The following is a 23,674-nucleotide window of genomic DNA, read 5'->3' on the forward strand; positions in this document are numbered from 1 at the left end:
GGCTGTATTAATGATTTTCATAAGATGAACAGATACGATTTATTCGTGCCTGGGGCGGTGTCAGGGGAGAATAAATGTCATTTTTAAGTTTAATTAATATATTTGGCGAATTGGTTTCAAATATTGTACGGCTCGCTGCGTGAAATCTCGCCGTGAATTTTATCGGTGTTATTTAACCCAGCTATGACTTATCCGTCGTCACCGCTCAAAATGTCACCAAAACTTCCCGCGATCTCTTAACCCCGTTGTGGCATAATGCGCGCCAAATCACATTCCCTATGTATAAAGAGCGAGCGCTGTGTTAAGCACCAACAACATCACCATGCAGTTCGGCAGCAAGCCGTTGTTTGAAAACATCTCTGTTAAATTCGGCGGCGGCAACCGTTATGGCCTGATCGGCGCCAACGGCTGCGGCAAGTCCACCTTTATGAAAATCCTCGGCGGCGATTTGGCGCCGACCGGCGGCAACGTGTTCCTCGATCCGAACGAGCGCCTGGGTAAACTGCGTCAGGATCAGTTCGCCTTCGAACAATACAGCGTGCTGGACACCGTGATCATGGGCCACACCGAGCTGTGGGCGGTGAAGGAAGAGCGCGACCGCATCTACGCCATGGCGGAGATGAGCGAAGAAGACGGTTATAAAGTGGCCGATCTGGAAGTCGCCTACGGCGAGATGGACGGTTACACCGCCGAAGCGCGCGCCGGCGAACTGCTGCTTGGCGTCGGCATTCCGGTGGAACAGCACTATGGCCCGATGAGCGAAATCGCGCCGGGCTGGAAGCTGCGCGTGTTGCTGGCGCAGGCGCTGTTCTCCGATCCGGAAATCCTGCTGCTCGACGAACCGACCAACAACCTGGACATCGATACCATTCGCTGGCTGGAGCAGGTGCTGAACGAACGCAACAGCACCATGATCATCATCTCGCACGACCGTCACTTCCTGAACATGGTCTGCACCCACATGGCGGATCTGGATTACGGCGAACTGCGCGTTTATCCGGGCAACTACGACGAATACATGACCGCCGCCACCCAGGCGCGTGAACGTCTGCTGGCCGACAACGCCAAGAAGAAGGCGCAGATCAACGAGCTGCAATCGTTCGTCAGCCGTTTCAGCGCCAACGCCTCCAAATCCAAGCAGGCCACCTCGCGCGCCCGCCAGATCGACAAGATCCAGCTGGAAGAAGTGAAGGCCTCCAGCCGCCAGAACCCGTTCATCCGTTTCGATCAGGACAAGAAGCTGTTCCGTAACGCGCTGGAAGTGGAAGCGCTCACCAAGGGCTTCGACAACGGCCCGCTGTTCAGCAAGCTGAACCTGATGGTGGAAGTGGGTGAGAAGGTTGCGGTGCTGGGCGCCAACGGCATCGGTAAAACCACCCTGCTGAAAACGCTGGTGGGCGACGCGCAGCCGGACACCGGCACCGTGAAGTGGTCGGAAAACGCCCGTATCGGTTACTACGCGCAGGATCACGAATACGAGTTCGACGATACCCTGACCGTGTTCGACTGGATGAGCCAGTGGAAGCAGGAAAAAGACGACGAGCAGGCGGTGCGCAGCGTGCTGGGCCGTTTACTGTTCAGCCAGGACGACATCAAGAAGAAAGTGAAGGTGCTGTCCGGCGGTGAGAAGGGCCGCATGTTGTTCGGCAAGCTGATGATGCAGCGCCCAAATATTCTGGTGATGGACGAACCGACCAACCACCTGGATATGGAATCCATCGAATCGCTGAACATGGCGCTGGAGATGTACGAAGGCACGCTGATCTTCGTCTCCCACGACCGTGAGTTCGTCAGCTCGCTGGCGACGCGCATTCTGGAAATCACTCCGAACAAGGTGATCGACTTTACCGGCAACTACGAAGACTATCTGCGCAGCCAGGGCATAGTGTAACCCTCGCGGCAACGCATCAGGGCGGGAATTATCCCGCCCTTTTTTTATCCGTCATTCCCCGCCGCACACCTCGCAGTGCGGATCCTTCGGCAGTTTCATCTCTCGGAACTGCATGCTCATCGCATCGAACATCAACAGCTTGCCGCGCAGCGGCTGACCATAGTCGGCCAGCAGCTTGATGGCCTCCATCGCCTGCAGGGTGCCGATAGTGCCGACCAGCGGCGCCATCACGCCCGCTTCGACGCAGGTGAGGGCGCTGTCGCCGAACAGCCGGCTCAGGCAGCGGTAGCAGGGCTCGCCCGGCTGATAGGTGAACACGCTGAGCTGGCCTTCCATGCGGATCGCCGCGCCGGAAACCAGCGGCCTCTGCTGCGCGTGGCACAGGCGGTTCAGGGCATCGCGCGCCGCCACGTTGTCGGTGCAGTCCAGCACCAGATCGCAGGCGGCGATTTCTGCCGCAATCGCCTCATCTTCCAGTCGGCCGTCGATCGCGTCGATGCGGATATGCGGGTTGATGGCGCTCAGTTCCTGCCTGGCGGAGGCGACTTTGCTCTGGCCGATGCGATCGTCGCGGTGCAGGATCTGGCGCTGCAGGTTGGAGAGCGAGACGGTGTCGAAATCCACCAGCACCAGATGGCCGACGCCGGCCGCTGCCAGATATGGCGCGGCGGCGCAGCCCAGCCCGCCCAACCCGGCGATCAGCACGCGGGCGGCCTTCAGCTTCTCCTGGCCGTCGAAGTCAAAGCCGCGCAGCACGATCTGGCGGTTGTAGCGCAGCGCTTCGGCGTCGGTCAATTCCGGCAGCATGTTCAGCTCCTCAGCAGGGCATTGAATGGCTCGATCTCCACCGTTTCGCCTACCGCCACCGAACCGCGTTCGCGCTCCAGCACGATGAAACAGTTGCCCTGGCTGTAGGAGCTGAAGACGTGCGAGCCCTGGTGGCCGGTGGTGCTGACCTCCAGTTCGCCCGCGGCGTTGCTGCTGAACACGCCACGCTGAAAATCGAGGCGGCCCGGCGATTTCTTCAGCGGGGTCAGCGCCCGTGCGCGCAGGCGCGGCGGCAGGCGCCAGTCGCTGTGGCCGGCCAGCTTCGCCAGCAGCGGTTGCACCAGTTGGTAGAAGGTCAGGGCGGCGGAAACCGGGTTGCCCGGCAGGCCGCAGAACCAGGCGTGGCCCAGTTTGCCGAAGGCGAAGGGTTTGCCGGGTTTGATCGCCAGCTTCCAGAAGCTGACCTGGCCCAGTTCGTCGAGCATTTGTTTGGTGTAGTCGGCTTCGCCGACCGAAACGCCGCCGCTGCTGATGACCACGTCGGCCTGGCTGTCTGCCTGTGTGAAGGCGTCGCGCAGCGCATCGCGATCGTCGCGGATAATGCCGAGATCGAGCACCTCGCAGCCCATCTGCTCCAGCATCAGGCGCACCGCGAAGCGGTTGGTGTCGTAGATTTGGCCCGCCTGCAGCGGCTGGCCGACCGGCTGCAGTTCGTCGCCGGTGGAGAACACCGCCACCTTCAGCTTACGCATCACCTGCACTTCGGCGACGCCAAGCGAAGCCAGCAGCGGCAGCTGCGCGGCGCCCAGCTTCACGCCGGCCGGCAACACGCTCGCGCCGCGGCGAATGTCTTCACCCGCCAGACGGATATTCTGTCCGGCTTCAACCGGCGCGGTAAAACACACGCCCTGGTCGCTCACCTCGGCCTGCTCCTGCATCACTACCGCGTCCGCCCCGGCCGGGATCGGCGCGCCGGTCATGATGCGCACGCAGCTGTTGGCCGGCCATTGGCCGTCGAACGGCGCGCCGGCGAAGGCCTTACCGGCGACCGGCAGCGGCGCATTGGCCGCCAGATCGGCGAGGCGCACAGCATAGCCGTCCATCGCCGAGTTGGCGAACGGCGGCACGTCGAGCGGTGAGACCACCGGCGCGGCGGTGATGCGGCCGGCGGCGGCGGTCAGGGCGATGGATTCGGTCTGCTGCAGCGGGGCGATCTGCCCGAGCATTTTTTCCAGCGCTTGCTCCAGGGAGATGAGATCGGAAGTATGGCAATGATCCATAAAGGGAACTCCGTAATCAGGGTGCGCTAAAATAGCGACAAAGTGCGGGTATTATGGCAGAGAACGCCGGGGGGGAGAACGGGTTATGCCCGCCATCTTTCGCACTGCGGCGCTGGGGCGATCGGGTATAAATTGCGTAAAACAGAGGAGAATCATGATGCATAAACAGGTTATCGACTTCTGGTTCGACGAGATCGAACCGATCATGTGGTTCAAAAAGGACGACGATTTCGATTGTCTGCTGCACAGCCGTTTCGGCGAAATCTGGCGCGCGGCGGCGGCGGGGGAGCTGGCGCACTGGCGCGACACTATCGAAGGGCGCCTGGCGGAGGTGATCGTGCTCGATCAGTTCAGCCGCAACCTGTTCCGCGGCACGCCGCAGTCGTTCGCCTGCGACGGCATGGCGCTGATCCTGGCGCAGGAGGCGATCCGCAGCGGCGAGTGCGAACGGCTGAGCCGCGAGCAGCGCGGTTTCCTTTATCTGCCGTTCATGCATTCGGAATCGCCGCTAATCCACCAGCAGGCGCTGGTGCTGTACACCGAGCTCAATAACGGCGACCAGCTGGAGTTCGAGCTTCGGCACAAAGCGATCATCGATCGTTTCGGCCGCTACCCGCATCGCAATGCGATATTGGGGCGCACCAGCACGCCGGAAGAAGAGGCTTTTTTACAGCAGCCCGGATCGGGTTTTTAATCTCGGATCATCTGCGCCCGGCCGGGGAAAAAACAGCAGGCCGGGCGCCGCAATAAGCGTTATTCAGCGTGAACGTTTATTTCCTTACGCCATGCCGCTATTTCCGCACGCGGAATTACCAATAATCTCGGCCGTACGATCGGCGATTTACGGCTTTTCATAACCTGCTGTTTTTATTCCAATAAGCTATTTCAAGGTGCGAAACGGTCTAAGCGGACTACGCTAAAAGCGGGACGTGGACGTTATGCTGTACTTCCACTGTAGGACTAAATAGAGTCGAAAAAGACTGAATAATAATGATACCGCGCTCAGCTTATTCGCTGCGCAACGGCGGGATTAACACAGGGTGTCAGGCAAATGAGCAAACCAGTGATTGCCATTCATGGCGGCGCGGGCGCAATTACCCGGGCGGCGCTGAGTGCGGAAAAAGAACGGCAGTATATCCAGGCGCTGTCCGAGATCGTGACCGCCGGGCAGGCGATACTGGCCCAGGGCGGCAGCGCGCTGGACGCGGTGACCGAAGCGGTGCGGCTGCTCGAAGAGTGCCCGCTGTTCAACGCCGGCAAAGGCTCGGTGTTTACCCATCAGGGCACCCACGAGCTTGATGCCTGCGTGATGGACGGCCGCACCTGCGATGCCGGCGCCGTCGCCGGCGTCAGCCGCATCCGCAACCCGGTGCTGGCGGCGCGCGCGGTGCTGGAAAACAGCGAACACGTGCTGTTTGCCGCCGAAGGCGCCGAGAAGTTTGCCGCGGCCCACGGCCTGGAACTGGTCACCCCCGATTTCTTCTTTACCCAGGAACGTTTCGATCAGCTGCACCGGGCCCAGGCGGAGCAGGGCCGGGTATTGCTCGATCACGACGGTGCGGCGCAGGCCGGCGATCCGCTCGATCCCGATCGCAAATTCGGCACCGTCGGCGCGGTGGCGCTGGATGCGCTGGGCAACCTCGCCGCCGCCACTTCGACCGGCGGCATGACCAACAAGCAGGCCGGGCGGGTAGGCGACACGCCGATTATCGGCGCCGGCTGCTATGCCAACAACGCCACCGTGGCGGTTTCCAGCACCGGCACCGGCGAAATCTTCATGCGCGGCGTGGCGGCCTATGACGTCTCCGCCCTGATCGAATACGGCGATCTGAGCCTGCAGGCGGCCAGCGATCGGGTGGTGATGGAGAAGCTGCCGGCCCTCGGTGGCAGCGGCGGCATGATCGCCGTCGATCGCCACGGCAATATCGCGCTGCCGTTCAACTGCGAGGGGATGTATCGCGGTTTTGGCTATGTCGGCGATGCGCCGTCCGTCGGGATTTACCGCTAAGCGTTCACCGGGAGGGTGCATGACCGACGTTTTACTTCGACCCGCCGCCAGCGGCGGGCCGTCATTGCCGCCGCAGCGGGTGCTGACGGTGCGCGATCTGAGCATCAGCTTTCCTCAACCGGACGGCGCCGTGGCAGCGGTGCGCAACCTGTCGTTCGATCTCGATCGCGGCGAGACGCTGGCGATCGTCGGTGAGTCCGGCTCCGGCAAATCGGTCACTTCGCTGGGGCTGATGCGGCTGGTGGAGCAGGGCGGCGGGCGCATCGTCGGCGGCGTCATGACGCTGCGCCGGCGCGACGGCGCGCTGCTCGATCTGGCGCAGGCCTCGCAGAGCACGCTGCGCACGGTGCGCGGCGCCGACATGGCGATGATCTTCCAGGAGCCGATGACCTCGCTCAACCCGGTATTTCCGGTCGGCGAGCAGATCGCCGAATCGCTGCGCCTGCATCAGGGCATGGATCGCCGCAGCGCGCGCCAGGAGGCGCTGCGCATGCTCGATCTGGTGCGTATTCCGGAGGCCAAAGAGGTGCTGGGGCGTTACCCGCACCAGCTTTCCGGCGGCATGCGCCAGCGGGTGATGATCGCCATGGCGCTCTCCTGCAAGCCGGCGCTGCTGATCGCCGATGAACCCACCACCGCCCTCGACGTCACCATTCAGGCGCAGATCCTGCAGCTGATCCGCGTGCTGCAACGGGAGATGCAGATGGGGGTGATCTTCATTACTCACGACATGGGCGTGGTGGCAGAGATCGCCGATCGGGTGCTGGTGATGCGCCGCGGCGAGCAGGTGGAACAGAATCGGGTGCGCGAGCTGTTTGCCGCGCCACAGCAGGCCTATACCCGGGCGCTGTTGGCGGCGGTGCCGAAGCTGGGGGCGATGGCCGATCGGCCGCTGCCGGCGAAGTTTCCGTTGCCGGGCGGAGAGGGGGATACGGTGCCGCAGGATACCGTGCCGCCCGGCGCCGCGCCGATCCTGCAGGTGGAGCATCTGGTTACGCGCTTTGATCTGCGCGGCGGGTTGTTCAATCGGGTCACTCGCCGGGTGCACGCGGTGGAAAACGTCAGTTTCGATCTTTACCCCGGCGAGACGCTGGGGCTGGTGGGCGAGTCCGGCTGCGGCAAGTCCACCACCGGGCGCTCTTTGCTGAAGCTGGTGGACAGCCAGAGCGGCACCATCACCTTCGCCGGGCGGCGGATAGATCAGTTGAAGGGGCCGGCGCTGCAGCACCTGCGGCGCGATATTCAGTTCATTTTTCAGGATCCCTACGCTTCGCTTGATCCGCGTCTGACGGTCGGTTTTTCCATCATGGAGCCGCTGCTGGTGCACAACGTGATGCGCGGCCGCGAGGCGGAGCAACGGGTGGCCTGGCTGCTGGAGCGCGTCGGCCTGCTGCCGGAGCATGCGCGCCGCTACCCGCACGAATTTTCCGGCGGCCAGCGCCAGCGCATCTGCATCGCGCGCGCGCTGGCGCTGAACCCGAAAGTGGTGATCGCCGACGAGGCGGTGTCGGCGCTGGACGTGTCGATTCAGGCGCAGATCGTCAATCTGCTGCTCGACCTGCAGCGCGAGTTCGGCATCGCTTTTTTGTTTATTTCACACGACATGGCGGTGGTGGAGCGCATCAGCCACCGGGTGGCGGTGATGTACCTCGGGCAGATCGTCGAGATCGGCCCACGGCAGGCGGTGTTCGACAACCCGCAGCACCCTTACACCCGCAAACTGATGGCGGCGGTGCCGGTGGCCGATCCCGCCCACGCCCACAAACGGCAGCCGCTGCCGGCCGATGAGATCCCGAGCCCGGTGCGCGCGCTGGGCGATGAACCCGTTACCGCACCGCTGGTGCAGGTTGGCGCCGGGCACTTTGTCGCCCGCCACCCGATCGCCGGTGCTTTTTAAAGACCTCAGGAGAGACAAGCGACATGAAGCACACATTCAAACGCAATGCGCTGTTGGCCGCCGTACTGCTGGCGGCGGGAACCGGCCCGGTCTGGGCGGCGAAGGACGCGGTGATCGCCGTGGCCTCCAACTTCACCACCCTCGATCCTTACGACGCCAACGATACGCTGTCGCAGGCGGTGGCCAAGTCTTTCTATCAGGGGCTGTTCGGCTTCGACAAGGACATGAAGCTGGTGAACGTGCTGGCGGACAGCTATGAGGTCAGCAAAGACGGCCTGACCTACACCGTCAAACTGCACCAGGGGATTAAATTCCACGACGGTACCGCGTTCAACGCCGAGGCGGTGAAGGTAAACCTCGATCGCGCCAGCAACCCGGACAGCCACCTCAAGCGCTACAACCTGTTCAAGATGATCGACAAAACCGAAGCGGTGGACGCCAATACGGTGAAGGTCGTGCTGAAAGCGCCGTTCTCGGCGTTCGTCAACAACCTGGCGCACCCGGCGGCGGCGATCATCTCGCCGGCGGCGCTGAAGCAATACGGCAAGGAGATCGGTTTCCACCCGGTCGGCACCGGGCCGTATCAGTTCGTCACCTGGAACCAGACCGATTTCGTCAAGGTGAAGAAGTTCGACGGCTACTGGCAGCCGGGGCTGCCGAAGCTCGACAGCATCACCTGGCGCCCGGTGGTGGATAACAACACCCGCGCGGCGATGCTGCAAACCGGCGAGGCGACCTTCGCCTTCCCGATCCCTTACGAGCAGGCCAAGGTGCTGGAAGGCAACGCCAAGCTGGACGTGGTGGCCGCCCCGTCGATCCTGCAGCGTTACATCAGCATGAACGTCACTCAGAAGCCGTTCGACAACCCGAAGGTGCGCCAGGCGCTGAACTATGCCATCAACAAGGACGCGCTGATCAAAGTGGCGTTCGCCGGGTACGCGGTGCCGGCGGAAGGGCCGGTGCCGCCGGCCATTGACTTCGCCGCCCGCTATAAGCCGTGGCCGTACGATCCGGCCAAGGCGCGCGAGCTGCTGAAAGAGGCCGGCTACCCGAACGGCTTCACCACCACCCTGTGGTCTTCCCACAACCACAGCACCGCGCAGAAGGTGCTGCAGTTCACCCAGCAGCAGCTGGCGCAGGTGGGGGTAAAAGTGACGGTGACGGCGATGGATGCCGGGCAGCGCGCGGCGCAGGTGGAGAGCGTCGGGGTGAAAGACACCGGCGTGCGGCTGTTCTACACCGGCTGGTCGGCCTCGACCGGGGAAGCGGACTGGGCGCTGTCGCCGCTGTTCTCCACCCAGGCGGCGCCGCCGAAGCAGTTCAACACCGCGTTCTACAGCAACCCGCAGGTGGACAAGGATCTGACCGACGCGCTGGCGACCACCGATCGCGCCGAGAAGCAGAAACTGTATCAGGACGCGCAGGATCGCATCTGGGCCGATGCGCCCTGGATCTTCCTGGCGACCGAACGTCTGTTGTCGGCCAACAGCAAACAGCTGAGCGGTTTCTACGTGATGCCGGATACCTCGTTCAACTTTGATAACGCCGATCTGAAATAAGGCGCCCATCCCCGCCTGCGGCCAAGCGTCGGCGGGCGGGGGAAGGAATGAGATGCTCAATTATTTTCTGAAACGACTGCTGGGCCTGATCCCGACGCTGCTGATCGTGGCGGTGCTGGTGTTCCTGTTCGTCCACCTGCTGCCGGGCGATCCGGCGCGGCTGGCGGCGGGGCCGGAGGCCGACGAGGCGGTGGTGCAGCTGGTGCGCAAGGATTTGGGGCTGGATCAGCCGCTGCCGCAGCAGTTCGCACACTTCTTCGTCAACGCGCTGCGGGGCGACTTCGGCATCTCGATGGTGTCCAAGCGCCCGGTGAGCGAAGAGATCGCCTCGCGCTTTATGCCGACCTTTTGGCTGACCGTCACCAGCATGCTGTGGGCGGTGGCGTTCGGCCTGGCGATCGGCGTGGTGTCGGCGGTGTGGCGCAACCGCTGGCCGGATCGCCTCGGCATGACGCTGGCGGTGTCGGGGATCTCGTTCCCGGCCTTTGCGCTCGGCATGCTGCTGATGCAGGTGTTCTCGGTCGAACTGGGGTGGCTACCGACGGTGGGCGCCGACAGCTGGCGACACTACATTCTGCCTTCGATCACCCTGGGGGCGGCGGTGGCAGCGGTGATGGCGCGTTTCACCCGCGCTTCGTTCGTCGAGGTGCTGCAGGAAGACTACATGCGCACCGCGCGCGCCAAGGGCGTGCGGGAAAGCGTGGTGGTGATGAAACACGGCCTGCGCAACGCGATGATCCCGGTGGTGACCATGATGGGGCTGCAGTTCGGCTTCCTGCTCGGCGGTTCGATCGTGGTGGAGAAGGTGTTCAACTGGCCGGGGTTGGGGCGGTTGCTGGTGGACTCGGTGGAGATGCGCGATTACCCGGTGATCCAGGCCGAGGTGCTGCTGTTCTCGCTGGAATTTATCCTGATCAACCTGCTGGTGGATATGCTGTACGCGGCGATCAACCCGGCGATTCGTTATCAATGAGGACGCGGCATGATTAAGCATTGGCGGCGCAACGCCGCACTGAAGGCGATGCCGCTTATCGATCCCAACGCGGTACGCACGCCGTGGAGCGAGTTTTGGCGGCGTTTTCGCCGCCAGCGGGCGGCGCTGGTCGCCGGTCTGTTGGTGCTGCTGCTGATTGCGGCGGCGCTGCTGGCGCCTTATCTGGCACCGTTCGATGCGGAAAACTATTTCGATTACGATCGGCTGAACGAGGGGCCTTCGCTGATGCACTGGCTGGGCGTGGATTCTCTCGGGCGCGATATCTTCAGCCGCATCCTGATGGGCACGCGCATTTCGCTGGCGGCCGGGGTGTTCTCGGTGCTGGCGGGCGGGGCGATCGGCACCCTGCTGGGGCTGCTGGCCGGCTACTATGAGGGCTGGTGGGATCGCCTCACCATGCGCGTCTGCGATGTGCTGTTCGCGTTTCCCGGTATTCTGCTGGCGATCGGCGTGGTGGCGATCATGGGCAGCGGCATGGCCAACGTGATCGTCGCGGTGGCGATCTTCAGCATTCCGGCCTTCGCCCGCCTGGTGCGCGGCAATACGCTGGTGCTGAAGCACCTGACCTATATCGAATCGGCGCGCAGCATCGGCGCCTCGGACTGGACCATCATCCTGCGGCACATTCTGCCGGGCACCCTGTCTTCGATTGTGGTCTATTTCACCCTGCGCATCGGCACCTCGATCATCACCGCCGCCAGCCTGTCGTTTCTGGGCCTGGGTGCCCAGCCGCCGACGCCGGAGTGGGGGGCGATGCTCAACGAAGCGCGCGCCGATATGGTGATCGCGCCGCACGTGGCGATCTTCCCCAGTCTGGCGATATTCATTACCGTGCTGGCGTTCAACCTGTTGGGCGACGGACTGCGCGACGCGCTCGATCCTAAGCTGAAGGGGTGAGGGCATCGCTAAATTGGCATACCCCTGTTTTACGAGTAAAATTGGTGAAAATTTGACCCGCGTATATTACAGGGATGAGGAATGGATATGGCAATGATGGCTTTTGAAGAAATCCGGGCGCTTTAATAACCGCCCGGATTTTTTTATCAGCGGAACAGGTGCTCGGCGTGGAAGCGCAGGTGATCTTCCACGAAGGTGGCGATGGTGAAGTAGCTGTGATCGTACCCCGGCTGAATGCGCAGCGTCAGCGGCCAGTCGCGCTGGCGCGCCAGCTCCGCCAACCGCGCCGGCTGCAGCTGGTCGGCCAGGAACTGGTCGTCGTCGCCCTGGTCGATAAGGACCGGCATTTTTTCCGCGCCGCTGGCCAGCAGATGGCAGCTGTCGTACTGCAGCCACTGGCTTTCGTCGCTGCCCAGATAGGCGGTGAACGCCTTGCGGCCCCACGGCACCTGGCACGGGTTAACGATCGGCGCGAACGCCGATACCGAGCGGAAGCGCTGCGGATTGCGAAACGCCATCATCAGCGCGCCGTGGCCGCCCATCGAGTGGCCGAAGATCGACTGACGACCGCTGACGCTGAAGTGCTGTTCGATCAGCGTCGGCAGTTCGGCGCTGATGTAGTCGTACATGCGGAAATGGCGATCCCACGGCACCTGGGTGGCGTTCAGGTAGAACCCGGCGCCCTGGCCCAGATCGTAGCCTTCGTCGTTCGGCACTTCGTCGCCACGCGGGCTGGTGTCCGGCATCACCAGCACCAGGCCCAGCTCGGCGGCGATGCGCTGCGCGCCGGCTTTCAACGTGAAGTTCTCGTCGTTGCAGGTCAGCCCCGACAGCCAGTACAGCACCGGCGGCGGGTTGTCATCGCGCGGCGGCGGCAGGTAGATGCTGAATGTCATGTTGCAATTCAGGCTCTGCGCCGCGTGGCGATAGCGCTGCTGCCAGCCGCCGAACATGCGGTGCTCTTCGAGAAGTTCCAATGACAACGTCATCTCTGCCTCCTGGCTTATTGGTCGAAGTGGATGACGGAACGGATCGATTTGCCTTCGTGCATCAAATCGAACGCTTCGTTGATCTGCTCCAGCCCCATGGTATGGGTGATAAAGTCGTTCAGCGCGAATTCACCGTCCAGATAGCGCTCGACGATGCCCGGCAGCTGCGAACGGCCCTTGACGCCGCCGAACGCCGAACCGCGCCAGACGCGACCGGTGACCAGTTGGAACGGACGGGTCGAGATCTCTTCGCCAGCGCCCGCGACGCCGATGATCACCGATTCACCCCAGCCCTTGTGGCAGCACTCCAGCGCGGAACGCATCACGTTGACGTTGCCGATGCACTCGAAGGAGAAGTCGACGCCGCCGTCGGTCAGCTCGACGATCACGTCCTGAATCGGCTTGTCATAGTCTTTCGGGTTGATCAGATCGGTAGCGCCCAGCTTGCGCGCCAGATCGAACTTGCTGGTGTTGATGTCGATGCCGATGATGCGGCCCGCGCCGGCCATCTGCGCGCCGATGATCGCCGACAGGCCGATGCCGCCCAGGCCGAAGATCGCCACGGTATCGCCCGGCTGCACTTTGGCGGTGTTCATCACCGCGCCCATGCCGGTGGTCACGCCGCAGCCCAGTAGGCACACTTCTTCCAGCGGCGCTTCCTTGTTGATTTTCGCCAGTGAAATCTCCGGCACCACGGTGTACTCGGAGAAAGTGGAGGTGCCCATGTAGTGGAAGATCGGCTTGCCATCCTTGAAGAAGCGGGTGGTGCCGTCCGGCATCAGCCCTTTGCCCTGGGTGGCGCGGATCGCCTGGCACAGGTTGGTCTTGCCGGATTTACAGAATTTGCACTCGCCGCACTCCGGGGTGTAGAGCGGGATCACGTGATCGCCGACCGCCACGCTGGTGACGCCTTCACCGACCGCTTCCACCACGCCGCCGCCCTCGTGGCCGAGGATCGCCGGGAACACGCCTTCCGGATCTTTGCCGGACAGGGTGTAGGCGTCGGTGTGACAAACGCCGGTGGCGACGATCCGCACCAGCACTTCGCCTTTTTGCGGTGGCATCAGCTCGACTTCTTCGATCTTCAGCGGCTGGTTCGGGCCCCAGGCAACGGCGGCGCGGGTTTTGATCATCTCCATCATAGTCTCCTCAGTGGTTTTCTTTTAAATCAGGCGATATCGACAACGTCTGATAAATCGTTGGGGGTGCTTTCATCAACAGCGGCGGTTTCCGTCTGTTCAATAATCAACTCTTTCAGCGCGCGCACGTTCGGCCCGAACGCGTCGCGACGCCACAGCAGCCAGGTGGCGGTGTCGGCCACGTCCGGCGGCAGGGGGTGAACCCGCACCCGCTCATGGCCCGGCAGCAGGCTGAGCACCGAATGCGGGATCATCGCCAGCCCGGCGCCGCTGGCGACGCAGGCCAGCATGGCGTGATAGGACTGGATCTCCATAATTTGCCCCGGCCGCGCGCCTTCGCGCTTGAACCAGGCCTCCAGCCGCAGGCGGTAGGAGCAGCTGGCGCGAAAGGCGAACAGCGTTTCGCCGTTGGCGTCTTTGGCGCTGTGGATCGGCGCGTGATCGAGGCAGGAGATCACCACCATATGTTCAGGATAGGCGATGCAGCCGTTCAGCTCGTCATAGGGTACCGGGCCGTCGACCAGCGCCGCGGCCAGCGTGCCGGCGCGCACCCGATCGGCGATTTCGCCGGAGGTGCCGGTGGTCAGCGACAGCGAAACCTGCGAGAAGCGCTGGTGGTAAGCCGCCAGCAGCGAGGGCAGGCGGGTAGCGGCGGTGCTCTCCATCGAGCCGAGGGCGAAGTTGCCCGCCGGTTCGCCGGCGTGGGTGATGCTCATCGCCTCGTCGCTCAGCGCCAGGATGCGGTTGGCGTAGCACAGAAAGTTATGGCCCATCGGCGACAGGCGCAGGCGCTGTTTTTCGCGGATAAACAGATCGGCGCCCAGCTCCTGCTCGAGCTGTCGCAGTCGGGTGGTCAGATTCGACGGCACGCGGTGCAGCTGCTCGGCGGCGCGGGCGACCGAGCCGGTTTCCGCTACGCAGCAGAACATGCGAAGCTGGGTCAGATCCATAATATTCTCGTTTCGTGATGAACTTGATTAGTATTATTCAGTTTTTGTGAGTTTAATACTGCGGCATGATACTGGCAACTTTCTTTTAACCTTTTGGATGCCGATATGGCTTTACGTATTGCCTTGAGCGGTTTTGCCGCGCTGATCGTTGCGATGGGCATTGGCCGCTTCGCTTTCACCCCCCAGGTGCCGCTGATGATCGCGGAACATCAGTTCACCCTGACCGGTGCCGGGCTGGTGGCGGCGATCAACTATTTGGGCTATCTGTGCGGCGCCTACGACGCGATGCGCGCCACGCGCCACGTCGAGCGGCGCCTGTGGCTTGGCGTGTGGGGCGCGGTGGCGCTGACGCTGCTGTCGGCGCTGGCGCAGGATGAATGGACGCACGGCGCGCTGCGCTTCGTCATCGGCTGGGCCAGCGGCTGGGCGATGGTGCTGGTGGCGGCCTGGACCAATGAGCGGTTGGCGCACTACGGCCGGCCGGCGCTGAGCGCGGCGGTGTTCGCCGGGCCGGGCGCCGGTATCTTCCTCAGCGGCATGCTGGCGGTGGGCATCAACACGCTGGGGCTGACGGCGGCGCAGGCCTGGCTGGTGTATGGCGTGCCGGCGCTGGCGTTGGTGGGGGCGATTAGCGCCTTTCTGCCGCGCAGCGGCGAGCTGCATCGCCCGGACGTGGCCCCGGAACCGCTACTGCTGACGCCGGCGCTCAAACGCCTGGTGTGGAGCTACAGCCTGGCCGGGTTCGGCTACATCCTGCCGGCGACGTTCTTGTCGCAGATGGCGGCGGCGCGTTTTCCCGGCAGCCTGTTCGCGCAGTTCGTCTGGCCGGTGTTCGGCGGCGCGGCGGTGCTGGGGATCGTTATCGGCATTTTGACCCGCCATCGGCTCACTACCCAGACCCGGTTGGCGATCACGCTGTGGATACAGGCGCTGGGCGTGCTGAGCGCCGAAGTTGTGCCGGGCGTGGCCGGCCTGGCGTTGGGGGCGTTGCTGACCGGCGGCGGCTTCCTCTGCGTGGTGCAGCTCGCCCTTCAGCACGGCCGTGAACTGGCGCCGCGCCATGCGCGCTACATGGCCGGGTTGCTGACCACCGGTTATGCGATCGGCCAACTGGTCGGGCCGATGCTGTCGGCGCTGTCGACCGCCTTGACCCATCGACTGGAGCCGGCGCTGTACGTAGCGGTGGCGGCGCTGTTGGTGGCCGGTGCGCTGGTGGTGAATACCCCGGCGCGGCGGTTGGCGCAAAAAACGGCGATGCGGTGATTGAAATCCATACAAAAAGCGTGGAATCTCGCAGCCGGCCTGATTGTGCTAAATGCGAATATTTCACCTGCGGATGAAGCACAATCACTGGATAATCGCCGCGCTCTCATCTACAGTGGGGGCAAAATCTTGACCGGGTTCACGTTATCCACCACGAAAACTCTGCCGTCACGAGAGCAAGCAATTCGCCGGCCGCACGCCCTACCAGGCCGCCGGCGGGTTCCGTCCGCAGGAGAACAAATACATGACATCATTAAGTAAAGAAGCCGCGCTGGTGCATGCGGCGCTGGAAGAGCGTGGTCTGGAAACGCCGCTGCGCGGGGAAGTGCTGGATCGCGAAACGCGCAAGCGCCGCATCAAAGAGCACATGACCGAAATCATGCAGCTGCTGAACCTCGATCTGTCCGATGACAGCCTGGCGGAGACGCCACATCGCATCGCCAAAATGTATGTCGACGAGATCTTCTCCGGGCTGGACTACGCCAACTTCCCGAAAATCACCGTTATCGAGAACAAGATGAAGGTGGATGAGATGGTGACGGTGCGCGATATCACGCTGACCAGCACCTGCGAACACCACTTCGTGACCATCGACGGCAAGGCCACCGTGGCCTATATCCCGAAAGACTCGGTGATCGGCCTGTCGAAGATCAACCGCATCGTGCAGTTCTTCTCCCTGCGTCCGCAGGTGCAAGAGCGCCTGACCCAGCAGATCCTGGTGGCGTTGCAGACCCTGCTCGGCACCAATAACGTGGCGGTATCGATCGATGCGGTCCATTATTGTGTCAAGGCGCGCGGCATCCGCGACGCGACCAGCGCCACCACCACCACTTCGTTGGGGGGGCTGTTCAAGTCCAGCCAGAATACCCGCCAGGAGTTCCTGCGCGCGGTGCGTCATCACCAGGGGTGATGGCGTTGCGGGGCGACCCGCACGACGACAACAGGCGCCTGCGGGCGCCTTTTTCATGAGCGGAAGACAGCGATAAAAAATGAACAGTCATCCTCTGCCGCGCATCGCCACGCTGGACTGCGTGCGCGGCATCGCCATCCTCGGCATTTTATTGCTGAACATCAGCGCCTTCGGCTTGCCGAAGGCCGCCTACCTCAACCCGGCCTATTTGGGCATGCCGTCATCGCGCGACGCCTGGACCTGGGCGCTGCTCGATCTGTTCGCCCAGGCCAAGTTCCTGGCGATGTTCGCGCTGCTGTTCGGCGCCGGGCTGCAAATGCTGCTGCGGCGCGGCAAAAGCTGGATCCGCGCGCGGCTGTCGTGGCTGCTGCTGTTCGGCCTTGCGCACGCCATCTTCCTGTGGGACGGCGACATTCTGCTGGCCTACGGGCTGATCGGCCTGGTGTGCTGGCGCATGATCCGCGAAGCCAAAGAAACCTTCCAGCTGCTGAAAACCGGCGTGGTGCTGTATTTGATCGGCGTGGCGGTGCTGCTTTTGCTCGGCTTCGTCTCGCACGGTGAGCCGGGCAGCTTCTGGCAGCCGGGCGCGGCGGAGCTGCAGTACGAGAAGTTCTGGAAGCTGCAGGGCGGTTTCGAAGCCTGGCGCAGCCGCGCCGATCTGCTCTCGTCCAGCCTGCTGGCCATCGGCGCGCAGTATGGCTGGGAGCTGGCGGGGCTGATGCTGTTCGGCGCCGGACTGATGCGCAGCGGCTGGCTGCGCGGCAGTTATTCCTCCGGTTATTATTTGCGGCAGGCGGCGTGGCTGCTGCCGCTTTCGGTGCTGATCCAGCTGCCGGCGGTGGCGCTGCAATGGCAGGTGCATTGGGACTATCGCTGGAGCGGTTTCCTGCTGCAGGTGCCGCGCGAGCTGGGCGCCCCGCTGCAGGCGATGGGCTATCTGGCGCTGTGTTACGGTTTCTGGCCCGCGTTGTCGCGCATGCGCATCGCCCACTGGCTGACCCTGGTGGGGCGCATGGCGTTGAGCAACTACCTGCTGCAAACGCTGATCTGCACCACGCTGTTTTATCGCTTTGGCCTCTATGAGCAGTTCGACCGGCTGCAGCTGTTGGCGTTTGTGCCTCTGGTCTGGCTGGCCAACCTGGCGTTTTCCGCACTGTGGCTGCGTTACTTCGAACAGGGGCCGATGGAGTGGCTGTGGCGCAGGCTGACGCAGCTGGCCGCCGGCGAAGCGGAACCCAAAACGCTGAAGTGAGCGCCCGCCGGCAGGTTAAAAAAATGTATGTAAACGTTTTCTTTCCTGTGACGTAATTCACGCAGAGCAGCGGGCCAATCGGGGTAGGATAGCGCCACCGGCCACTACCCCGATTTCAGGATCCCGCATGCCTCCAGTTCATCCGATCACCATCCGCGACGTGGCGAAACGCGCCGGGGTCTCCGTGGCGACCGTCTCCCGCGTGCTGAATCACAGCGCGCTGACCAGCAAGGAGACGCGCGAGCAGGTGCTGCAGGCGGTGGCGGAGCTGGGCTATCGCCCCAACGCCAACGCGCAGGCGCTGGCGACCCAAAGCAGCGATACCCTGGGCGTGGTGGTGATGGACGTCTCCGATCCGTTCTTCGGCGCGCTGGTGAAAGCGGTAGACACGGTGGCGCAGAAACACCACAAATACTTGCTGATCGGCAACAGCTATCATCAGGCGGACAAAGAGCGCCACGCGATCGAAGTGCTGATTCGCCAGCGCTGTAACGCCCTGATTGTTCACGCCAAAGCCCTGAGCGATGCCGAACTGATCGGTTTTCTGGAGCAGGTGCCGGGCATGGTGCTGATCAACCGGATTATCCCCGGCTATGAGCCGCGCTGCGTCGGGCTGGATAACGTCTGCGGCGCGGAAATGGCGATGCGTCTTTTGCTGTCGCAGGGCCATCGGCGCATCGGCTATCTGGGCTCCAATCACCCGATCGAAGACGGGCCGCTGCGCCAGCAGGGCTATGCGCAGGCGATGGCCGCCGCCGGGCTGGCCACGCCCGACAACTGGCGCGCCTACGGTTCGCCGGATCTGCAGGGCGGCGAGGCGGCGATGGTGGAGCTGCTGGGGCGCAACTTACAGCTGAGCGCGGTGTTCGCCTACAATGACGCCATGGCCGCCGGCGCCATGGCGGTGCTGAAAGAAAACGGTATCACGGTGCCGCAGCATTTCTCGCTGATCGGCTTCGACGACATCCCCATCGCGCGTTACACCAGCCCCAAGCTTACCACGGTGCGCTACCCGATCGTCTCGATGGCCACGCTGGCCACCGAGCTGGCGTTGCAGGGCGCGGCAGGCCTGACGGAGCCGCAGGCCGCTCATCTGTTCATGCCGACGCTGGTGCGGCGCCATTCTGTCGCCCCCTGGCAAAGTGAGGCGACGGTCACTCTCTGACGATTTAATCTTGTGTAACCGTTTTCAATCTGTGAGAAAATTCACAGAATATTAACATCACGCCGTCTATGCTCTAGGCGTTTTCCGGCGCAAAGGCCCTTGCCGCTGCAACCTTTATCTCGCGCTGACACAGCATTTCTCGGAAATAACAAAATCCACGGACGGCAGGTGTTGAGTGGAAATCGCCTGGCCTGGGGTGTGCGCACTGCCGGTGACCATTGGCTCAAAGACGAGTAATACCCTACACAGAACCGGAGACTGACAATGAATAAGAAGGTTTTCACCCTGGCCGCCATGGCCGCAGCCATGATGTTTGGCGCCGCAGCCCATGCTGACACCCGTATTGGCGTCACGATTTACAAATACGACGACAACTTCATGTCGGTGGTGCGCAAGGCGATCGAGAAGGACGCCAAGGCTTCACCGGACGTCACCCTGCTGATGAATGACTCGCAGAACGACCAGTCCAAGCAGAACGATCAGATCGACGTGCTGCTGGCCAAGGGCGTGAAAGCGCTGGCGATCAACCTGGTCGACCCGGCCGCGGCGCCGGTGGTTATCGATAAGGCGCGCGCAAACGATATCCCGGTGGTGTTCTACAACAAAGAGCCTTCCCGCAAGGCGTTGGACAGCTATGAGAAGGCATATTACGTCGGCACCGACTCCAAAGAATCCGGCGTGATCCAGGGCGAGCTGATCGCCAAACACTGGCAAGCCAACCCGGCCTGGGATCTGAACAAAGACGGCCAGATCCAGTTCGTGCTGCTGAAAGGCGAGCCGGGCCACCCGGATGCCGAAGCGCGCACCACCTACGTGGTGAAAACGCTGAACGAGAAAGGCATCAAGACCCAGCAGCTACAGATGGATACCGCGATGTGGGATACCGCGCAGGCGAAAGACAAGATGGACGCCTGGCTCTCCGGCCCGAACGCCAACAAGATTGAAGTGGTGATCGCCAACAACGACGCCATGGCGATGGGCGCGGTGGAGGCGCTGAAGGCGCATAACAAGACCACTATCCCGGTGTTTGGCGTCGATGCGTTGCCTGAGGCGCTGGCGCTGGTGAAATCCGGCGCGATGGCGGGCACGGTGCTGAACGACGCCGACAACCAGGCGAAAGCCACCTTCGAGCTGGCGAAGAACCTGGCGGCGGGCAAACCGGCCACCGAAGGCACCCAATATAAAATCGAAAATAAAGTCGTGCGTATTCCTTACGTCGGCGTAGATAAAGACAACCTGTCTCAGTTTGTTAAATAAGAATTGAGATCCCGCTAAGACCCCGCCTGCGGCGCCAACACCAGGAATACCGCCGGCGGGGATGTTTACGACTGCAAGACAGTTAAGCCAGGTGTATTTATGGCCGATAGCTCACGCGAATTTTTGCTGGAAATGACGGATATCTGTAAGTCATTTCCCGGCGTCAAAGCCTTGGACAATGTCAATTTACGCGTCCGCCCGCACTCGATTCACGCCCTGATGGGGGAGAACGGCGCGGGTAAATCGACGTTGCTGAAATGCCTGTTCGGCATTTACAAAAAAGACAGCGGCAGCATTGTGTTTCAGGGCCGGGAGATCGATTTCAAGAGTTCGAAAGAAGCGCTGGAGCACGGCGTTTCCATGGTGCACCAGGAGCTGAACCTGGTGCTGCAGCGCACCGTGATGGACAACATGTGGCTGGGGCGCTATCCGACCAAAGGCCTGTTCGTCGATCAGGAAAAAATGCTCAAAGACACCCAGGCGATCTTCGACGAGCTGGATATCGACATCAACCCGCGCGAAAAGGTGGGCAACCTGTCGGTGTCGCAGATGCAGATGATCGAGATCGCCAAGGCGTTTTCCTACGACGCCAAAATCGTCATCATGGATGAGCCGACCTCCTCGCTGACGGAGAAAGAGGTCAATCACCTGTTCACCATTATCCGCAAGCTGAAAGAGCGGGGCTGCGGCATCGTCTATATCTCGCACAAGATGGAAGAGATCTTCCAGCTGTGCGACGAGATAACGGTGCTGCGCGACGGGCAATGGATCGCCACCCAACCGCTGGAAGGGCTGGATATGGACAAGATCATCGCCATGATGGTCGGCCGCTCGCTCAGCCAGCGCTTCCCCGACAGGCAGAACACGCCGGGTGAGGTGATCCTCGAGGTGAAAAACCTGACGTCGCTGCGTCAACCTTCGATCCGCGATGTGTCCTTCGATCTGCATCAAGGCGAGATCCTCGGCATCGCCGGGCTGGTGGGCGCCAAACGCACCGATATCGTCGAGACGCTGTTCGGCATTCGCGAAAAGGTGGCGGGCACCATCAAGCTGCACGGCAAAGCGATCGATAACCACAGCGCCAACGAAGCGATCAACCACGGTTTTGCGCTGGTGACCGAAGAGCGCCGATCCACCGGGATTTACGCCTACCTCGACGTGGGCTTCAACTCGCTGATCTCCAATATCCGCAATTATAAAAACAAGCTCGGCCTGCTGGATAACGCGCGGATGAAGAGCGACACCCAGTGGGTGATCGACGCCATGCGGGTGAAAACGCCGGGGCATCACACCCATATCGGCTCGCTGTCCGGCGGCAATCAGCAGAAGGTGATCATCGGCCGCTGGCTGCTGACGCAGCCGGAGATCCTGATGCTGGATGAACCGACGCGCGGCATCGACGTGGGCGCCAAGTTCGAGATTTATCAGCTGATGACCGAACTGGCGAAGAAGGGCAAGGGGATCATTATCGTCTCGTCCGAAATGCCGGAGCTTTTGGGGATAACCGACCGTATTTTGGTGATGAGCAATGGTCAGGTTGCGGGCATCGTTAACACCAAACAGACCTCGCAAAATGAAATCTTACGTCTCGCCTCCCTGCACCTTTAAGGATCGGAATTATGAACGCGCTAAATAAAAAAACCTTATTTACCTATTTCAAGGAAGGCGGCATTTACGTGGTGTTGCTGGTGCTGTTGGCCATCATCATCATTCAGGATCCGACTTTCCTCAGCCTGATGAACCTGAGCAACATCCTGACGCAGTCTTCGGTGCGCATCATCATCGCGCTGGGCGTGGCGGGGCTGATCGTGACCCAGGGCACCGACCTGTCCGCCGGGCGGCAGGTGGGGCTGGCGGCGGTGGTGGCGGCCACGCTGCTGCAGTCGATGGATAACGTCAACAAGGTGTTTCCGCACATGGAAACCTGGTCGATTCCCCTGGTTATTCTGCTGGTGTGTGCGGTCGGCGCGGTGATCGGCCTGGTTAACGGCCTGATTATCGCCTATCTCAACGTGACGCCGTTCATCACCACCCTGGGCACCATGATCATCGTCTACGGCATCAACTCGCTGTATTACGACTCGGTCGGCGCTTCGCCGGTGGCGGGCTTCGATCCGAAGTTCTCCACCTTTGCCCAGGGCTTTTTGCGCTTCGGCGACTTTAAGCTGTCGTACATTACCTTCTATGCGCTGATCGCCATCATATTCGTCTGGATCCTGTGGACCAAGACCCGCTTCGGCAAGAACATCTTCGCCATCGGCGGCAACCCGGAAGCGGCCAAGGTGTCCGGGGTCAACGTGCCGTTGAACCTGATCATGATCTATGCGCTGTCCGGCGTGTTCTACGCCTTCGGCGGCCTGCTGGAAGCGGGGCGCATCGGCAGCGCCACCAATAACCTCGGCTTTATGTACGAGCTGGACGCCATCGCCGCCTGCGTGGTGGGGGGCGTCTCCTTCGCCGGCGGGGTGGGTACGGTGTGGGGCGTGGTGACCGGGGTGATCATCTTCACCGTCATCAACTACGGCCTGACCTATATCGGCATCAACCCGTACTGGCAGTACATCATCAAGGGCAGCATCATCATCTTCGCCGTGGCGCTGGACTCGTTGAAATACGCCAAGAAGAAGTAGATTTACCGCAGTACAGACGACAAGGCCGGCAAAATATGCCGGCCTTTATTTTGGGCATTGCACGTCAGGGCTGTTTGGCTTTCTGCTTCTCTTCTTTCAGCTTGTGCTCCAGCTCGACCAGCTGTTCCGGCGAAACGGCGGGATAGCCCTGGGCGTCTTCCGGTACGGTGTGCATGGCGGAAATCGGGATCAGCGGGCCGAGGAAGCGCGGTTCGCGCTTGAGGATATAGAGATCGGTCAGTGCGCCCAGGCGGGCGAAGATCTCGCGGGCGCGCACCGTCATCATGTCTTTCGGCGACGGCACCGCGTAGCACTGCGCCTGAATGCCCATGTGCAGGGCGATGAACAGCGCGCGCTCGCAGTGGAAGCGCTGGGTGATGATGATGAAATCGTTGGTGTCGAACACCTTGCGGGTGCGCACGATGGAGTCCAGGGTGCGGAAGCCGGCGTAGTCCAGCACGATATCGCTCGGCGCCACGCCGGCGGCGATCAGATCGCGGCGCATGGTCATCGGCTCATTATAGCTTTGCTGGGCGTTGTCGCCGCTCAGCAGCAGGTATTTCACCTTGCCGCTGTTATAGGCGTTGATCGCCCCCTGAATGCGGTAACGGTAGTACTGGTTGATCACCCCGGTGCGGTAATACTTGGCGGTGCCGAGCACTACGCCGACCTGGCGGTGCGGCAATGCCTGCAGTTCGTCGTAGACGTAAGGCGCGGTTTTCCAGCTGATCCAGCGATCGAGCGCAATAGCCGAACCCATCAACACCGCAATGATGATGAACAGGCTGATGATCAGGCGTTTCCACATGTTGTTGCCTTACGCGC

20 protein-coding genes are annotated in these 23,674 nt (G+C 62.1%); 14 read left to right on the forward strand and 6 right to left on the reverse strand.

From position 1 onward, the window contains the following. Nucleotides 1-298 precede the first annotated feature (298 nt). Nucleotides 299-1,891 carry an ABC-F family ATPase gene (locus SSARUM2_RS07575; protein WP_049233478.1) on the forward strand — a complete coding sequence of 531 codons (1,593 nt, stop codon included), beginning with the start codon at nucleotides 299-301 and terminating at the stop codon, nucleotides 1,889-1,891. Nucleotides 1,892-1,942: 51 nt separating this feature from the next. Here the strand turns inward: SSARUM2_RS07575 and moeB are convergent, their stop codons facing one another. After that, nucleotides 1,943-2,698 (reverse strand): molybdopterin-synthase adenylyltransferase MoeB, encoded by a 756-nt coding sequence (gene moeB, locus SSARUM2_RS07580; RefSeq protein WP_060453198.1) that lies wholly within the window; start codon nucleotides 2,696-2,698, stop codon nucleotides 1,943-1,945. Nucleotides 2,699-2,700: 2 nt separating this feature from the next. Continuing rightward, a complete protein-coding gene (gene moeA, locus SSARUM2_RS07585; protein ID WP_041034174.1) occupies nucleotides 2,701-3,939 on the reverse strand; it encodes a molybdopterin molybdotransferase MoeA in 1,239 nt (412 codons plus the stop codon). A 157-nt stretch (nucleotides 3,940-4,096) separates the two neighbouring features. Here moeA and SSARUM2_RS07590 point away from each other — a divergent pair, with 157 nt between their 5' ends. The 6 genes from SSARUM2_RS07590 to gsiD all read left to right on the forward strand — a co-directional run bounded on the left by SSARUM2_RS07590 (nucleotide 4,097) and on the right by gsiD (nucleotide 11,294). Beyond that, complete coding sequence (locus SSARUM2_RS07590; RefSeq protein ID WP_060453232.1) at nucleotides 4,097-4,633, forward strand: DUF924 family protein; 537 nt, start codon at nucleotides 4,097-4,099, stop codon at nucleotides 4,631-4,633. Nucleotides 4,634-4,990: 357 nt separating this feature from the next. Continuing rightward, nucleotides 4,991-5,947 carry an isoaspartyl peptidase/L-asparaginase gene (locus tag SSARUM2_RS07595; RefSeq protein ID WP_041034178.1) on the forward strand — a complete coding sequence of 319 codons (957 nt, stop codon included), beginning with the start codon at nucleotides 4,991-4,993 and terminating at the stop codon, nucleotides 5,945-5,947. Nucleotides 5,948-5,966: 19 nt separating this feature from the next. Further along, nucleotides 5,967-7,844, forward strand: coding sequence for a dipeptide ABC transporter ATP-binding protein (locus SSARUM2_RS07600; protein ID WP_060453199.1), 1,878 nt, complete (start codon nucleotides 5,967-5,969; stop codon nucleotides 7,842-7,844). Nucleotides 7,845-7,867: 23 nt separating this feature from the next. Beyond that, nucleotides 7,868-9,403 (forward strand): glutathione ABC transporter substrate-binding protein GsiB, encoded by a 1,536-nt coding sequence (gene gsiB, locus SSARUM2_RS07605; protein ID WP_060438924.1) that lies wholly within the window; start codon nucleotides 7,868-7,870, stop codon nucleotides 9,401-9,403. A gap of 52 nt (nucleotides 9,404-9,455) precedes the next feature. Next, a complete protein-coding gene (gene gsiC / locus SSARUM2_RS07610) occupies nucleotides 9,456-10,376 on the forward strand; it encodes a glutathione ABC transporter permease GsiC (RefSeq protein ID WP_033637716.1) in 921 nt (306 codons plus the stop codon). A gap of 9 nt (nucleotides 10,377-10,385) precedes the next feature. Then, on the forward strand, nucleotides 10,386-11,294 hold the full coding sequence (gene gsiD, locus SSARUM2_RS07615; protein WP_049233469.1) for a glutathione ABC transporter permease GsiD: 909 nt from the start codon (nucleotides 10,386-10,388) through the stop codon (nucleotides 11,292-11,294). Nucleotides 11,295-11,440: 146 nt separating this feature from the next. Here gsiD and fghA read toward each other — a convergent pair whose 3' ends face one another. Genes fghA through SSARUM2_RS07630 form a run of 3 tightly spaced genes read right to left on the reverse strand, consistent with a single transcriptional unit; the run spans nucleotide 11,441 to nucleotide 14,372 of the window. Next, nucleotides 11,441-12,283: an S-formylglutathione hydrolase gene (fghA, locus tag SSARUM2_RS07620; protein WP_060453200.1), complete on the reverse strand. Its 843-nt coding sequence runs from the start codon at nucleotides 12,281-12,283 to the stop codon at nucleotides 11,441-11,443. A gap of 14 nt (nucleotides 12,284-12,297) precedes the next feature. After that, nucleotides 12,298-13,422 (reverse strand): S-(hydroxymethyl)glutathione dehydrogenase/class III alcohol dehydrogenase, encoded by a 1,125-nt coding sequence (locus SSARUM2_RS07625; RefSeq protein ID WP_033637718.1) that lies wholly within the window; start codon nucleotides 13,420-13,422, stop codon nucleotides 12,298-12,300. A gap of 29 nt (nucleotides 13,423-13,451) precedes the next feature. Further along, nucleotides 13,452-14,372 (reverse strand): LysR family transcriptional regulator, encoded by a 921-nt coding sequence (locus SSARUM2_RS07630; protein ID WP_033654969.1) that lies wholly within the window; start codon nucleotides 14,370-14,372, stop codon nucleotides 13,452-13,454. Between the two features lie 105 nt (nucleotides 14,373-14,477). On the opposite strand from SSARUM2_RS07630, the gene SSARUM2_RS07635 reads away from it, so the two are divergent. The 7 genes from SSARUM2_RS07635 to mglC all read left to right on the forward strand — a co-directional run bounded on the left by SSARUM2_RS07635 (nucleotide 14,478) and on the right by mglC (nucleotide 22,849). Then, nucleotides 14,478-15,635 (forward strand): YbfB/YjiJ family MFS transporter, encoded by a 1,158-nt coding sequence (locus tag SSARUM2_RS07635; protein WP_033654978.1) that lies wholly within the window; start codon nucleotides 14,478-14,480, stop codon nucleotides 15,633-15,635. A 244-nt stretch (nucleotides 15,636-15,879) separates the two neighbouring features. After that, entirely contained in the window at nucleotides 15,880-16,545 is a 666-nt protein-coding gene (gene folE / locus SSARUM2_RS07640) for a GTP cyclohydrolase I FolE (RefSeq protein WP_060453201.1), read from the forward strand. A 79-nt stretch (nucleotides 16,546-16,624) separates the two neighbouring features. Continuing rightward, entirely contained in the window at nucleotides 16,625-17,797 is a 1,173-nt protein-coding gene (gene yeiB / locus SSARUM2_RS07645; RefSeq protein ID WP_047568515.1) for a DUF418 domain-containing protein YeiB, read from the forward strand. A 127-nt stretch (nucleotides 17,798-17,924) separates the two neighbouring features. Then, complete coding sequence (gene galS, locus SSARUM2_RS07650) at nucleotides 17,925-18,962, forward strand: HTH-type transcriptional regulator GalS (RefSeq protein WP_033646782.1); 1,038 nt, start codon at nucleotides 17,925-17,927, stop codon at nucleotides 18,960-18,962. 264 nt (nucleotides 18,963-19,226) lie between these two features. Beyond that, entirely contained in the window at nucleotides 19,227-20,219 is a 993-nt protein-coding gene (mglB, locus tag SSARUM2_RS07655) for a galactose/glucose ABC transporter substrate-binding protein MglB (RefSeq protein WP_033637723.1), read from the forward strand. A gap of 99 nt (nucleotides 20,220-20,318) precedes the next feature. Next, nucleotides 20,319-21,827 (forward strand): galactose/methyl galactoside ABC transporter ATP-binding protein MglA, encoded by a 1,509-nt coding sequence (mglA, locus tag SSARUM2_RS07660; RefSeq protein ID WP_033637724.1) that lies wholly within the window; start codon nucleotides 20,319-20,321, stop codon nucleotides 21,825-21,827. Between the two features lie 11 nt (nucleotides 21,828-21,838). Further along, nucleotides 21,839-22,849, forward strand: a complete 1,011-nt coding sequence (gene mglC, locus SSARUM2_RS07665) for a galactose/methyl galactoside ABC transporter permease MglC (protein ID WP_004938953.1) — start codon at nucleotides 21,839-21,841, stop codon at nucleotides 22,847-22,849. Between the two features lie 64 nt (nucleotides 22,850-22,913). Here mglC and sanA read toward each other — a convergent pair whose 3' ends face one another. Continuing rightward, nucleotides 22,914-23,657 (reverse strand): outer membrane permeability protein SanA, encoded by a 744-nt coding sequence (gene sanA / locus SSARUM2_RS07670; RefSeq protein WP_039566829.1) that lies wholly within the window; start codon nucleotides 23,655-23,657, stop codon nucleotides 22,914-22,916. Nucleotides 23,658-23,674: the final 17 nt, after the last annotated feature.

Source organism: Serratia sp. K-E0102, from assembly GCF_029962625.1.
Classification (GTDB): Bacteria; Pseudomonadota; Gammaproteobacteria; order Enterobacterales; family Enterobacteriaceae; genus Serratia; species Serratia sarumanii.